Source organism: Chitinophaga sancti (assembly GCF_034087045.1).
Taxonomy (GTDB): domain Bacteria; phylum Bacteroidota; class Bacteroidia; order Chitinophagales; family Chitinophagaceae; genus Chitinophaga; species Chitinophaga sancti_B.
In genome coordinates, this window is record NZ_CP139247.1 from 271,904 (window position 1) to 285,802 (window position 13,899).

17 protein-coding genes are annotated in these 13,899 nt (G+C 43.7%); 11 read left to right on the forward strand and 6 right to left on the reverse strand.

Translation table 11 applies throughout. From position 1 onward, the window contains the following. Window positions 1–75 precede the first annotated feature (75 nt). Both SIO70_RS01030 and SIO70_RS01035 read left to right on the forward strand, forming a co-directional pair. Window positions 76–699 carry a Fic family protein gene (locus tag SIO70_RS01030; RefSeq protein ID WP_320578623.1) on the forward strand — a complete coding sequence of 208 codons (624 nt, stop codon included), beginning with the start codon at window positions 76–78 and terminating at the stop codon, window positions 697–699. Between the two features lie 346 nt (window positions 700–1,045). After that, window positions 1,046–2,251, forward strand: a complete 1,206-nt coding sequence (locus SIO70_RS01035; protein WP_320578625.1) for a hypothetical protein — start codon at window positions 1,046–1,048, stop codon at window positions 2,249–2,251. Window positions 2,252–2,391: 140 nt separating this feature from the next. Here the strand turns inward: SIO70_RS01035 and SIO70_RS01040 are convergent, their stop codons facing one another. Beyond that, entirely contained in the window at window positions 2,392–3,642 is a 1,251-nt protein-coding gene (locus tag SIO70_RS01040; protein WP_320578627.1) for a DEAD/DEAH box helicase, read from the reverse strand. A 203-nt stretch (window positions 3,643–3,845) separates the two neighbouring features. Between SIO70_RS01040 and SIO70_RS01045 the strand changes: the two genes are divergently transcribed. The 3 genes from SIO70_RS01045 (at window position 3,846) to SIO70_RS01055 (ending at window position 5,203) form a co-directional block, all read left to right on the forward strand. Continuing rightward, window positions 3,846–4,118, forward strand: coding sequence for a hypothetical protein (locus SIO70_RS01045; RefSeq protein WP_320578629.1), 273 nt, complete (start codon window positions 3,846–3,848; stop codon window positions 4,116–4,118). Further along, window positions 4,111–4,416 carry a hypothetical protein gene (locus SIO70_RS01050; RefSeq protein ID WP_320578631.1) on the forward strand — a complete coding sequence of 102 codons (306 nt, stop codon included), beginning with the start codon at window positions 4,111–4,113 and terminating at the stop codon, window positions 4,414–4,416. Before SIO70_RS01045 ends, SIO70_RS01050 begins: the two co-directional genes overlap by 8 nt. Window positions 4,417–4,492: 76 nt before the next feature. After that, window positions 4,493–5,203: a DUF1345 domain-containing protein gene (locus SIO70_RS01055; protein WP_320578633.1), complete on the forward strand. Its 711-nt coding sequence runs from the start codon at window positions 4,493–4,495 to the stop codon at window positions 5,201–5,203. Between the two features lie 325 nt (window positions 5,204–5,528). Here the strand turns inward: SIO70_RS01055 and SIO70_RS01060 are convergent, their stop codons facing one another. The 4 genes from SIO70_RS01060 to SIO70_RS01075 all read right to left on the reverse strand — a co-directional run bounded on the left by SIO70_RS01060 (window position 5,529) and on the right by SIO70_RS01075 (window position 8,879). Next, window positions 5,529–6,488 carry an HTTM domain-containing protein gene (locus SIO70_RS01060; RefSeq protein ID WP_320578635.1) on the reverse strand — a complete coding sequence of 320 codons (960 nt, stop codon included), beginning with the start codon at window positions 6,486–6,488 and terminating at the stop codon, window positions 5,529–5,531. Between the two features lie 211 nt (window positions 6,489–6,699). Next, window positions 6,700–7,179, reverse strand: a complete 480-nt coding sequence (locus SIO70_RS01065; protein WP_320578637.1) for a hypothetical protein — start codon at window positions 7,177–7,179, stop codon at window positions 6,700–6,702. A 377-nt stretch (window positions 7,180–7,556) separates the two neighbouring features. Further along, window positions 7,557–8,378: a hypothetical protein gene (locus tag SIO70_RS01070; protein WP_320578639.1), complete on the reverse strand. Its 822-nt coding sequence runs from the start codon at window positions 8,376–8,378 to the stop codon at window positions 7,557–7,559. A 240-nt stretch (window positions 8,379–8,618) separates the two neighbouring features. Continuing rightward, entirely contained in the window at window positions 8,619–8,879 is a 261-nt protein-coding gene (locus tag SIO70_RS01075; protein WP_320578642.1) for a hypothetical protein, read from the reverse strand. Window positions 8,880–9,217: 338 nt separating this feature from the next. Between SIO70_RS01075 and SIO70_RS01080 the strand changes: the two genes are divergently transcribed. Genes SIO70_RS01080 through SIO70_RS01100 form a run of 5 tightly spaced genes read left to right on the forward strand, consistent with a single transcriptional unit; the run spans window position 9,218 to window position 12,666 of the window. Then, window positions 9,218–9,892, forward strand: coding sequence for an NUDIX hydrolase (locus SIO70_RS01080; protein ID WP_320578644.1), 675 nt, complete (start codon window positions 9,218–9,220; stop codon window positions 9,890–9,892). A 30-nt stretch (window positions 9,893–9,922) separates the two neighbouring features. Next, on the forward strand, window positions 9,923–10,459 hold the full coding sequence (locus tag SIO70_RS01085; protein WP_320578645.1) for an NADAR family protein: 537 nt from the start codon (window positions 9,923–9,925) through the stop codon (window positions 10,457–10,459). A gap of 7 nt (window positions 10,460–10,466) precedes the next feature. Next, the gene (locus SIO70_RS01090) at window positions 10,467–10,997 is read left to right on the forward strand and encodes an RNA 2'-phosphotransferase (RefSeq protein ID WP_320578647.1); all 531 of its coding nucleotides are present in this window, start codon (window positions 10,467–10,469) and stop codon (window positions 10,995–10,997) included. Continuing rightward, window positions 10,994–11,935: an ADP-ribosylglycohydrolase family protein gene (locus SIO70_RS01095; RefSeq protein WP_320578649.1), complete on the forward strand. Its 942-nt coding sequence runs from the start codon at window positions 10,994–10,996 to the stop codon at window positions 11,933–11,935. Before SIO70_RS01090 ends, SIO70_RS01095 begins: the two co-directional genes overlap by 4 nt. Then, on the forward strand, window positions 11,935–12,666 hold the full coding sequence (locus tag SIO70_RS01100; RefSeq protein ID WP_320578651.1) for a metallophosphoesterase: 732 nt from the start codon (window positions 11,935–11,937) through the stop codon (window positions 12,664–12,666). The genes SIO70_RS01095 and SIO70_RS01100 overlap by 1 nt, the downstream gene beginning before the upstream one ends. Window positions 12,667–12,684: 18 nt before the next feature. Here SIO70_RS01100 and SIO70_RS01105 read toward each other — a convergent pair whose 3' ends face one another. Then, entirely contained in the window at window positions 12,685–13,296 is a 612-nt protein-coding gene (locus tag SIO70_RS01105; RefSeq protein WP_320578653.1) for a hypothetical protein, read from the reverse strand. Between the two features lie 56 nt (window positions 13,297–13,352). Here SIO70_RS01105 and SIO70_RS01110 point away from each other — a divergent pair, with 56 nt between their 5' ends. Continuing rightward, on the forward strand, window positions 13,353–13,799 hold the full coding sequence (locus SIO70_RS01110; protein ID WP_320578655.1) for a DUF1572 family protein: 447 nt from the start codon (window positions 13,353–13,355) through the stop codon (window positions 13,797–13,799). The last annotated feature ends 100 nt before the right edge of the window (window positions 13,800–13,899 follow it).

A 13,899-nucleotide genomic window follows, 5' to 3' on the forward strand; every position in this document is an offset into this window, starting at 1 on the left:
TACCAGATTGATCGTATGATTATTTTTTGGCTTATCTATTCATTTCTTCTAATTTTATAGAATAAACAAGCCAAAATGGAGATCATTGATATAGAAACAAAGCTTGCCAACGACCCGGCATTCCGCAGCTGGGCCAGTCAGATCTTAATAAAATTTGTGAATTCCCCAGTGGGTGACGAAGCGGATGGATTGCACAAAGTGATCACCGACTACACCTACGCACTCGATATTCTTGATCAATACGATCACCGTACCCTTACAATAGAGGGTGTTCATAGAGCCTCATCTTTCATCGCCACCTACGACTCCGCCATGAACGCCATCAAAGGTCTTCGTGACAAATTCGGTGGCAGCAGCCTCTTTGGCAATGAAAAAGATGACTCTTTTAAAGGTTCCATCGCCAATATTTACCAATCTTTCGGTGGCAATGACCTTTATCCAAGTATAGAAGAAAAAGCCGCGCATTTGCTTTATTTCGTAGTAAAAAACCATTCATTTTCCGATGGAAATAAACGCATTGCAGCCTTTCTATTCGTATGGTTCTTAGAAAAAAATGGTATCCTCTACCGGACTGACGGTTCTAAAAGAATTGCAGACAATGCCCTGGTAGCACTCACACTGATGATAGCAGAAAGTAAACCGGATGAAAAAGATATCATGGCACAGGTAGTTGTAAACCTGATCAATGATTATAATTAAATTAGCCGGGCAAGAATGCCCGGCCATATGGATATAGACTAAAAAATTCAATCAATGTGCAATGCTAGACTATTGTTCTCAGAATTCGGTTAATGCGGAGTTAATGATCTCATATTTTTTCCCTTTTACTCATATTATTTATTATTCGTAAATAATTGTTGTTCATACGAGTCATTACCAGTAAACCATCTACCTACTGCTACTTAGGAAAAAATGAACGAAATGAACAGTCCGTATGATCGATATTTTCATATATTGCATTTATTATCAGGATCACCTATACCTGATACCCTCCAAATAACTATGACTAAAATTTACTATTGTTAACCATTAGCGCTAACACATTATGAAAACGCCCTTGAACCCGCTGAATCAGCTGGTAGAAAGCCTGCAATTCCTTAAACAGCCCGAGGACAATATTACACCGTATGAACTGATCGCTACCATACACCAGGGTACCATCAATGCTATCAGTCATCTGAAAGCAGCACTCGAAACATGCCGGTTAAACGGGCTGCATGAACAGGCCATGCAACGTTACATCCTAATCTGTCAGCAAAGGCTGTGCACCGTAATTGCTGAATTGCCGACTACCTGGTTGAATACAGAACTATCATCATCACATACTATACAGGAGAACACTGCCCTGTTACGTGCGGATATCTGTTTTCAGCTGGATGAATTTCTGATTTACCTGAGAGATACGTTTCCTCAATATTTCAACCGGTTGCTACCGTTACCGAATATTCACAGGGAAATCATCAGGCAACAATTGCTACCCGGCATTCCGCTGATTAAAAGGTGGTTTGAGATAACGGATGATAGCTGTCATGACCTGCAGAATTTGATTATGCAGTTGTTCGATCAATTGGATCCGGCATTGCCTTATCAATTGAATGATGCGAAGCTGCAGTTTTTAGTACAGCTACACCAGCATTTACTACGACTACTGGAACAGGAGAATTATAATTTACAGCATCACCAGTTGCAGTATGTGTTATTTTGCCTGAACTGTAATACCACGGATTTTTACCACTATTGTACGATCTGGCTGACCAGGCAAATGCACCTGGCGAATTCATTTGAAGAGCAGATGAAGCTGTTGAAAGAGGCGTATAGTGACATGCAACAGTTGCAGTTACGATCAGGGCAGGCGTATTGTCCGGATGCACCGGCGATCAGGGATCTATTGCAGGAATGGCTGTTTGTAGAGATCAATTTTCTGGAACGGAAGATGAAAGAGGAACCGGGGGTATTGATAGCACCGGAGAAGATCCGGACGAATATGTCCGTATCGATGATGGCGCTGATAGTAAGGCTGCTAAGAGCAATGGGACAACTGTCGCATAAGCATACAGAGGAGGTGTTTCGGTTATTGCCGAAGTACTTTTCGGCGAGGAGGAATGAGCCTTTTACAGAGAGTATTTTTAGGGCCAAATATAAGGAGGTGACGAATACTACATTGAATAGGATAGCCGGGATAGGGCAGGAGTTGTTGAAGATGATAAAACCGGAGGAACGGCCAAGGAGAACGAGACGATCGTCTTTTTAATATTTCGGCCCCCTCTGTGAGAGGGGGCCGAAATATTATTTTTCATTAATGCTGAATCTGATTCTCTGGTGCCTCATTCTGGCCCTGGTTCCTGAATGCTGGTTCCTGATTCTTGATTCCTTAATCTGATTTCCGATTTATTACTTTTTTTTCTTTTTCTTCTTCACCTTCTCCATCTCCGCATGATGCTGGTCAATCAACAACTGCCAGTTATCATTCGGTATATCTTCAGAAAACTTAATCGTCTCCCTATAATCATTCTTATCAATCTTCATCACCGTAATCTCCTTCCCTAAATACTTTTGAATCTCTTCCAGCACCGGCTTTTCCTCATCACTACAAAAAGACACCGCCTGTCCTTTCTGCACTCCACGACCCGTACGCCCTACTCTATGCACATAATTCTCCGGCACATCCGGCAAGTCATAATTCACCACATAATCCACATTCGGAATATCAATTCCTCTCGCATTCACATCAGTAGTAATCAACAACTTCACCTTCCCCGTCTTAAAATCCTCCATCGCCTCCAGCCTGTTCTCCTGCTCCTTACCACCATGCATCACCAACGCCGGCACCTCTACCCTTGCCATCGCTGCCTGCACACGTTCCGCACGCACCTTTGTTCGCACAAACACGAGGATCTTCCCTTCCGGAAACTCCTTCACCAACCGCTCCAGGAAGAACCGCTTATCATCCATGCCCACAAACGCTACCGCATGCTGTACATTCTTAGACACCGGATCTTCAGGGGAAATCTGGATCCTGATCGGATTCGTCACCACAGAATAAGCCAGATCCTTGATATCCTTGTCAATAGTCGCAGAGAAGAACAACGTCTGGTGCCTGCGGGACATATGTTTCAATACATCTCTGATATCCCTGATAAAGCCCATATCCAGCATATGATCTGCTTCATCCAAAATCAGGGTCTCGGTAAAACTCAGGTCAATAAATCCCCTGCTGATGAGGTCAAACATCCTACCTGGGGTGGCAATCAATACATCTACCCCCTGCGCCAGCTTTTTCAGCTGGGGCCCTTCGTCTACACCACCGAAAAGGCCTAATATATTCAGTTTGGTATACTTAGCGATTACAGTAAATACCTCGGCGATCTGGATCGCCAGTTCACGGGTAGGCACCATCACGACACATCTTACCTCTCCTTTCGTCTTTCTGGGGAGCCTATCGAGCTTTTGTTGCAGCAGATGCAGCACCGGGATGGCAAAAGCCGCGGTTTTTCCGGTACCGGTCTGGGCTATCGCCATTACATCGTCCCCCTTCAATATAGATGGGATCGCCTTAAATTGGATATCTGTAGGGCGTTTAAATCCCAATTCCTCCAGGCTTCTTTTAATCTCCGGGGAAATACGATATTGTTCAAATTTCATAGTGCAAAGATATGGCTGTAGGGGGAATGTACCGAATGTGGGGGGTAAAAGTGGTTTTCGGGGGTTGGATCTGAGATGATTTTTAGTCAATTTGAATGCGAAAAAATCAGGTTGAGAAAGGGATAATTTTTGTTTTTTTATTCAGAACAATCGCTGTAAATTCAATAGCAGTAAAGGTTTTAAAATAAAAAACAAATTAAATTATGAATGTCAATTTGCAACAAGAAAAGCAGATAATTTTAGATGCCTTGGATCGCACCCGAAGTGGTGTGTGGGCTACGGCGCCAGAAATTGCCGGGTATTCAGGCGTCAATCTCGAAAATGTATTAAGGATTGTGTACAATTCCCGTGAATTTATGAAATGCACTGTTAGAAGTGATGATGGATTGCCCATGTTTACATCCCGGAAGGTATATAAGGCAAGATCTCCATTCTGGCAAAAATTTTATGACTTTTTAAAAGGAGAGTATGTTTAATATCTCTATTTCCGTGCCTTATTGCATGTTAGGCGCATTGGCAGTATTAATATTGCAGTTTATTGATGACTCTAAATTAAAACTGGAAGATAGGCCGGATTACCTATCACCGCTGTATTACATCAGAGGTATATTAGGACTTATATTGGCTGGTATTCTTGGCTATGTATATTTTCAAAATGTACCGCTTATTAGCAATACGTCAATTTATTTCCATACAGGTGCATCCACGCCATTAATAATAAGGACATTGCAGAACACTTTGCCTCCGACGATGAAGGTAAAAACTAAAAAATAGTGAAAAATGTAGCATTTAACCCCTAATTTTTCTCCCTCATAATGCCTAACTTGCTCATTCACAAAACTCTCCCACATTGGCAAAGGCAAAAACAGACGCTGGCTTACCATCACGCTCTCCCCTCTCCCGATTCTTCATCAACCTCCACCCACTCAAAAGGGTCCTCATCGCCCTGCTCTCCTGCACCATCGTCTGGCTCTTTATCAAAAACGGAGACATCACTACCCTTCTCAAAACCATGATCCTTTGGGATGTATTCTCCTTCGTCTTCTGCATAGAATGTCTATACATTTTCTTCAACCGCACCACCAAAGAAATTCGTGAATACGCCAGACAGGAAGATGGCAGCCGTCTCATGGTATTCATCTTAATCATCCTCGCCTGTTTTGCCAGCATGCTCATGGTACTACTACTCATGCTATCATCAGAATCCAGGGAAGCCGGACTCGCAATTTACCTCCCTGTAGCCGTGGCCGGCATACTACTCTCCTGGGCCATGGTCCACTGTATGTTCGCCATTCACTACGCCCATATCTATTATGACGATGCTGAAGATGACAATACCCGACATGTAGGTGGATTAGAATTTCCGGAAGAAAAGAACCCTGATTATCTTGACTTTGCTTATTTCTCTTTCGTAATCGGCATGACATTTCAGGTATCTGATGTAGAAATCAGCAATAAAAAATTAAGAAGAATTGCATTACTCCATGGGTTGCTGGCCTTCGGCCTGAATACATTTGTAGTAGCATTAACGATAAACCTGGTAGGTGGGCTGAGGAATTAACAACGACAAGCCCAGGCAATAAACAGGCAACATGACTACGGAATTAACACTAGTAGTGTCTAAGGAACTAATTGTAACAAGCCAAAGCAATTAACACTAGCTGGACTAAGCAATTAACACTGGCAGCGCTAAGAAATTAACCGGAACAAGCCAAAGCAATTAACACTAACAGGGCTAAGAATTAACACTAGCTGGACTAAGAAATTAACCGGAACAAGCCAAAGCCATTAACACTAACAGGGCTAAGAATTAACACTAGCAGCGCTAAGAAATTAACCGGAACAAGCCCAGGCAATTAACACTAACAGGGCTAAGCAATTAGCCCTCACTCCAAACTCCAAAACGCCTGTGTCGCCAGCACCTCTGCCCTCCTCAACATTCTCCTCTCCCTCAACGGCCTCACTATCCCCCAATACACCTGCGCTATATACTCCCATCCAAACGCCGCCGTACTAAACACAATCATAATCCCTGCAAACAACTGCAATCCCATCATCACAGATATCCCCACATGCAACAAAACCACCGCCACATACGCATACACCCTCGTCTTTCTCCACCAGATAAATATAGGATACCCCATCTCAATCAACAACGTACTCCAACAAATCAACTTCGCCAACCATGGATACCCTGCCAGCCACTTCATATCAAATCTCGCAAACTGCCCCTGCATAAATGTCTGCCAGATCGCCTCCCCATTCCACCACTGTGCACCCATCGCCTTTTCCACACCAGAAGCCAGATACACAATACATAAATGTATCTGCAAAACCCTTATCGACAACCTATTCCACTCACTTACACTACTCTCATTATTCTTCCACGTAAATGACTCACCCACCGGCATGAGAATACAATAAAATAGCGCAATATGTAAAAACGTCTCCACCCCATACGCCGCCATAAATCCTGTATTAATAAACATCAGGTGCAAGCCCCATGCTACAATGGCGGCCACTCTTGTAAACATCCCCATCAACAAAAAGATCAGACAAACCAAATACACCCCCATCAAGAGATACACCATACTATCCCCAGGTATCCCCGTGGCTGCCGCCAGTGGCTGTAACCAGGATAACTGTGGCATCAGGGGAGACACAATCCCCTTACTCAATGCCCATGGAATTAACCCATTCACACCATACAACATCACTACATTTCCCAACAACCAACATCCCTGCACCAATCCAATAAAAGCGATCCCAATTCTAAAAAACGCCAATGGCTCGCCAGACGCAGGCGATAAAAAAAATCGCTGTAACACACCGGAATACCTGTTCATAAAATATATTTATAGATGAAATAATCATCCCCGGCAGGGGGTATTAGAAACCTTCAGGATACCTTTAGAAAACCTTTAAGGAATCTTCAGAAAACCTTCAGGATACCTTTAAAAAGCCTTTAAGAAATCTTTAAGGAATCTTCAGAAAACCTTTTGGCAACCTTCAAAAAATCATCAGGCCATCCCTAATCCTCCTACCCGACATGTTTAATTATTGACTGTTCTTCCTATAATCTTTCACCAAAAACGCCTCCCACTTTGGCGGCACCCCTTCTCTAAAATCCTTCATCTCCGGCACCAGTTTACTAATCACCGTCACCCTCACCATCGTTCCATCAGCACATTCTTTCAACACATATGCCGCACAACTCCGCGCCAGTAAAGGCTGCGCTTCCTCAATACTGAAAAAATTATAGATCGTCTGTATCCGTCTGTTACACTCGGTATTCTGGCCTTCCAATCTCATCACATGCTGAGATTTTCCATCCGCCACTGTATACAATACCGCAATTTCATTTCCAATATGCGGAGCGAAAAAACTAAAAATGTTCCCCGCACCTGTAAAGTCGCCATACCTGGATAACCAGGTAGCATGCTTTGTCCACTCCTTAAAATGAGCTGCATGCAAAGCAGCAACCGTCAAGTGGAACAGCGCGATGCTCATCCAACAAATATGCTTCCACGTTATCATAAAAAAGGTTAAAATGAAGCAGGAAAAAAGTTAAAAGAAGGAGCCAGCTGAAAACAGCGTGTAAGATTTCCAGCTGGCCCCGGGTTAAGTAGTAATAAATGGATGAAGGGCCAAAAATGTAATAGGGGTTAATCAAAGGCCGACATCAACAACAACAGCTTAAAGGGGTTAATGAAAAAAGCTGGCCCAAAGTGTTTCTATACAACCAATCAACACAATAAAATCAGTTACCTCAATACAGTCAATCTCCTCAATAAGTCCAATTACATCAAAGCAACGAATCCACTCAAACCAAATATTCATGCTTCTTCAGGCACCCCATCCCCACTCAACTTCGATCTATACCAATTTATTCCCGACCATTCATCATTGATGAACTAATTAATCCCCAATATCGCTCCTCCAGCTACCTCCTCCACATTCAACTTCTCAAACCCTCTATCGAGCAAAACAAAATTCGCCCTGATATCTTTCAACACCTGCGGATCAAAACAGCCAATCATATTCGGGAACTTTCTCCTCAAAATATCCTCCCATCTCAAACTGGTATAAATCGTCAGCTTACTCCCTGCGCCTGGCACCTGTGTAATATCTCCCAATCCATAAAATCCTCTCGTAAAATAAGGCAGCGCCGTACCCTGTGGTATTGATAACCTAAATTGCTCCAACGGAGACTTCGCCAATACCTTCGTATCTACCACATCCGGTTGCAACCTGCCCGCTGCTGTCAAAAACGTCTTTGTCGCCAACACCTGCTGCTTAGTAGACAATTCCGTAATCGTCAGATCAGCAAAAGTCTTACTATCAACTTTTTGTATTAACGCAGCCGCTCTTTTAGCTATATCCAAATAGGGAATCATGGTAGGACACGTCTTTATCCAGATCTTCTTAAACGGTGCCTTGGTATACCCAATCCTCTCTAAATAAGGGATAGGAATACCGCCAACGCCGAATTGGGTTTCATCGGATAGACCTCCATAAGTTGCTTTGGTGATGTAATTATTTCCCGGTAATCCGTCAAATGTAAGCAAATAGGTCTCCGGTGAAAGGTCTTTCAATATGGCATCCATCTCATCACTGCCTGCGGCAGCAGCCACAGCCAATTCCGAATCCGGACGCAGTGAAGCTTTCTCTTTTGTGCAGGAAAACAAAGTCAGTGCAGCTAATCCAGCTACACCCGCTAATAGTGTGCGTTTCATCTTTTGGGGTTTGAGGTTTTTAATAACAATTGTTTACCGCACAAAAGTCATGGAATTACCTCTTGCCCACAAGCAGAAAAACACCTGTTTTCACAACGTAGAAATACGCAAAATATGGGGTCAACAAATCAATGGAAGGCGAGCTACACCATAAGGCATAGCCCACCAGATATATAAGTCATCGGTAATGCTACTTACATATCAATTTCGCTAGCTGTCATATAGGTTACAGTAATTAAATCATCTGATCCAAACGATCTTGCCAGCCTTGCTGGATTTGTAAGTGCCGGTAGCAGCATCATAATAGTACGTACAGGTACCAAAGTGATCGAATTGGCATTCGTAGTCATAACCTTCTATACCTGCTTCGTAATAATTGTTACCGTACTTGTAATATTGAGTTTCCTCACGGTGATCTTTAGTGAGAGAGCTGGCAATAGCGGAACCGGCACCAATTACAACAGCCAGTGTCATTAACGATAATTTTAAATTTTGAGTCATGGGTTTACATTTTGCGGGTGACAGGGTTAACAAAACTGGGTACGTACTTTAAAATATGGATGATCAAGGCCGTAAAACAATATAACGAAGATATAAGAGTCTGCTGCAATGCTGCCGCAGTACCCGGCAATAATTATTTTTAACTTTTTATGTCGGGCCTTCACGGCTAAAACGGAATAATATTGAGCTTCACGGCAATGCCACCGCATGCACCCAACCAGGAATTCTTCATTTCAATAAGTGTATTTTATACCCTCTTTAAAAACGCCCTTCCATAAAATAATTTCTCTATATCAAAATCTCACCCTACCTTTGCGTCAAAATAACACAAAGGCCACATGCCATCATTTCATAGTTATAGAAACCCATCGCTGGCAGCGGATCTCGTTGTGTTTGGTTATCAACAAGGCACCCTTTCCATCCTGCTGCTAAACAGGAATACTGCGCCTTTCAAAGATCAATGGGTACTCCCCGGCGCCTTTCTCCTCATGGAAGAACGGCTCCGTGACACCTGTGCCCGCATTCTGAAAACCAAACTAGGTATGGACGACCTCTATCTCGAGCAACTCTGCACCTACGACGAACCCGACCGTGACCCAAGAGGCCGCGCCATCGCTGTTGCCCACTATGCCCTGGTCAACCCCGCGCGATTCGCTATCACCGCAGGTACGATGGCCAATGATGTGAAATGGTTCAATGTGAAAGAGTTACCACCCCTCGGCTTTGACCATGATATCATCGCCGCCGATGCTTTGAAAAGACTACAGCACCAAATACTCTATTACCCTGTAGGCTTCGAACTGCTCAACGACCTCTTTACCATGCCGGAACTGCACGAACTGTATGAATGCATCCTGGATATCAACATTGACAGAAGGAACTTTCGCCGCAAAATTCTCGATGCCGGATACATTATTAATACAGGCAATAAGAGAGAAGGATTGCACAACCGCCACCCCGACCTCTATCAATTTAATAAGGAACTAAAAAGTATTCACCTGAGTTTTGGTTAAGCCCACACACCCTTTCAAAATTTTACTAAGATGACATACGACAACAATTGGCTCATCGCCCAAAAACCAACCCCAACCCTCTGCTTCTTCTGGGGCCACCAACCCTCCAAAGATGGCAGTATTACCAAATCCTGTTTCAGCCAATGGTGGCATGCCCCTTTTACCGTAGATGAAAAGACATACCCCACCGCCGAACACTGGATGATGGCTGGCAAAGCCACCCTATTCGGTGATACTGAAATTGAAAAACAAATACTCAACACCCCTTCCCCTGCTTCAGTAAAAGCACTCGGAAGAAAAGTAGCCAACTTCGACCCTGCTAAATGGGATGCTGCCAAAAGAGAGATCGTGACCCAGGGGAATTTTCACAAATTCTCCCAACACCCGGATCTCAAAGCATTCCTGCTCGACACAGGCCATGAAGTGATCGTCGAAGCCAGTCCCATGGATAGAATCTGGGGCATCGGCATGGCCGCTACAAATGTAAACGCCCCATACCCTGAAAAATGGCGGGGACAGAATCTCCTCGGCTATGCACTCATGGCCGTGCGGGATCTACTTAAATAATAATACCATGAATCAAAAAGAAACATCCAAATTTCTCAGTCTCATCCTCCGCCATCAACCGGAGCTCATCGGACTGCAACTCGATAACAACGGCTGGGCAGATGTAGAGACCCTGCTTGCCCTCGCCGCACGCCGTAAACACATTACCAGGGAAGAACTCGAAACTATCGTGGCCGAAAGCGATAAACAACGCTTTGCTTTTAATGAAGACCATTCTAAAATAAGAGCCAACCAGGGACATTCTGTTCAGGTAGACCTTGAACTGCCTGTCACCACGCCACCGGAGTTCCTTTATCACGGTACCACCGGCGCCTTCGTGAACGAAATCCTGAAAACCGGCATTAAAAAAATGAGCCGTCAACACGTTCACCTCAGTATCGACAAAACCACTGCCACCAAAGTAGGCAGCCGCAGAGGTGTACCTGTTATTTTAACAATCCGGAGCGGTGACATGCACAGAGACGGCATCCCATTTTTTATATCTGCTAATGGTGTATGGTTGACGGACCATGTACCGGCTAAATACATTTCACAATGAGTGCTCACATTAAAAACGCCCTTCTGGGCCTCGCTGTCGGCGATGCCCTGGGCGTACCCGTTGAATTCCAGTCACGCGACACACTTGAAAAATTCCCTGTCACCCATATGCGGGAATTTGGCACACACGGCCAACCCGCAGGTACATGGTCCGACGATAGTTCGCTCACTTTCTGTCTTGCAGAAACACTCGTGAAAGGATATGACCTCCAGGACCTGGCGAACCGCTTTGTCAACTGGCGCTACCATGGCTATTGGACGGCTCACGGCAAAGTCTTTGACGTAGGTAACGCCACGCATACCGCTATATATTATTTGTCACAAGGTGCTCCTCCCACCACTGCAGGAGGTAACGAAGAAGATAGTAATGGCAATGGCTCTCTCATGCGTATGCTTCCCCTCTTATTTTATATAAAGGACCTGGATATTCATGACCGCTATTGTCATGTACGGGATGTATCGAGTCTTACCCACCGTCATATTCGTTCCATTTTCTGTTGCTTTATTTACCTGGAAATCGCTCTCCTTATTATGAATGGCGAGCCACCTAAAGATGCCTATCTCAATGCCATCACTGCAGTAAACAAATACTTCAAAGAGAATAATTTACCCGACGAGAAAGAACAGGGCATATTGGCACCTACGCTTTCCGGCTCCCTGGTAGATAAACCGATCAGTGAGATTCACGGTACCGGCTATGTGGTACGCACACTCGAAGCTGCTATCTGGATACTCATCCATACAAAGACATATGCAGAGGCTGTGCTTACCGCTGTCAATCTCGGCAATGACACCGATACTACCGCAGCAGTGACGGGTGGACTCGCTGGCATGCACTACGGTTGGGAAGAAATTCCAGCTGAATGGTTAAACATTTTAGCAGGAAAGGATAGAATTGAAGAACTGATTACTAACTTGCAGGTCAAATTCAATATCTAATGACCCGGACGTTTGTAATTGGAGATATTCATGGTGCATTGAAAGCATTGGAACAACTGCTAGGTCAACTCCTGTTGCAACCGACGGACAGACTTATATTCCTGGGCGACTATGTAGATGGATGGTCGCAATCCGCACAGGTGATTGAATACCTGATGGTGCTCCAGGAAAAATATGACTGCCTTGTCATCAAAGGAAATCACGATGCCTGGTGCGAACGCTGGCTGAATGGGGAAGAACCAGACCCTGTGTGGTACAGGAATGGTGGCAAACAAACAATCGCCAGCTATGAAAATGTATCTCCTGAACGTAGGTTAGTACACCTGGAATGGTTGCAAAGGCTGACCCTTTATTATATAGATGATCAGAACAGGTTATTCCTGCATGCTGGTTTTGCAAGTATGCATGGTCCTGAGAAAGAACATTACGATACAAACTTTTACTGGGACCGCTCACTGTGGGAAATGGCGCTGTGTATGGATACGCGGATCAAAAAAGATTCAATACTTTACCCGAAAAGATTATTATTATTTAAAGAGATTTTCATTGGCCATACTCCCACGGTGAATTATGATATCACCACACCAATGAATGCCTGCAATGTGTGGAATGTGGATACAGGCGCGGCATTTATGGGAAGGATCTCTGCCATGGATATCGATACAAAAGAGTATTGGCAGAGTGAACCCGCCTATGTTTTTTACCCGGGAGAAAAAGGTCGAAACAAATAAAAGACGGGCACCCGTCTTTTATTTTATCACCATTTCTTTCTTAACTAATGTCAGGTGCTCATCATTCGGATCTTCCTGATAATAATATACTATCCCATCTTCTAACACAATCCTGTTCTGCAAATCCTCATCACTTAAATAATTACACCCGTTATACACCAGCCATGGATCTGTTACCTGTTTCCATCCATTCTTCGTAAACGCCCAACTACTCATCACATAAGTACAGCCATGCAAAGGGGCCTGGTATACAGAAATATCATCCCTGCCATCACTATTTAAATCCCCTTCATTAATCAACCTGATTTCCCCAAAACCTTTTACCAAAGGTTTGATATCCGGATTTGAAAACCGGATCACATACTCATCCTGACCTTCTTTTTCCATTGCTTTTCTGTACAATACGCCATATGCCGAATCCCAATTTCCATCTCCATTAAAATCACCTTCAACCCTGACTGTATCAGGTACAGCTTCCGGATTTACAGGAGGCGCGCCTTCAGTCATAATGCCGGTATCGACTTTTGCTGAATAACTTAAAAACGAATCCGGGCTATTGGCTGATTTTTCTCCAGCAGAGTTGCATGCGACTACACCTGCAAGAAGGATAAAAAGAAGGTTTTTATACATGAATCTAGCTTATTCAGGCAAAAGTATTAATTTCATTTTGATAATACATAATACATATGCTCACGACTACTCTTAAAGCCCTGTTTCGCAGAGACCTTGAAAAATTGGTTCAGGAACTATCGCAATATACTAATGAAAGTAAAATCTGGTATACAGAGATAGGGATCAGTAATAGTGCGGGGAACCTCGCATTGCACCTGGTTGGCAATCTGAATACATATATAGGTTTACACCTGGGGAACACAGGGTATGTCCGTAACCGTGAATTGGAATTTTCTCAGAAAGATGTAGCGAGAACTACATTGATTAAAATGATTGAGGATACAATTGTGGTGATAGATAAAGTAATGGATGAACTGACACCCGAACAGGTAGAAGCATTATACCCGATAGAAGTATTTGGCGGACCAATATACACAGGGCATTTTTTAGTACACTTAAGCGGACATTTAATGTACCATTTAGGCCAGGTAAATTATCACAGGAGGCTATTGGATTTTTAACACTGCCTATTTACGCCCATTTTTTTTGAAATCACCTATTGCATATCCATGATTTTTCACTTCATGCAGATGAATGCTTCCTTTTCATGCCCTTATCGCT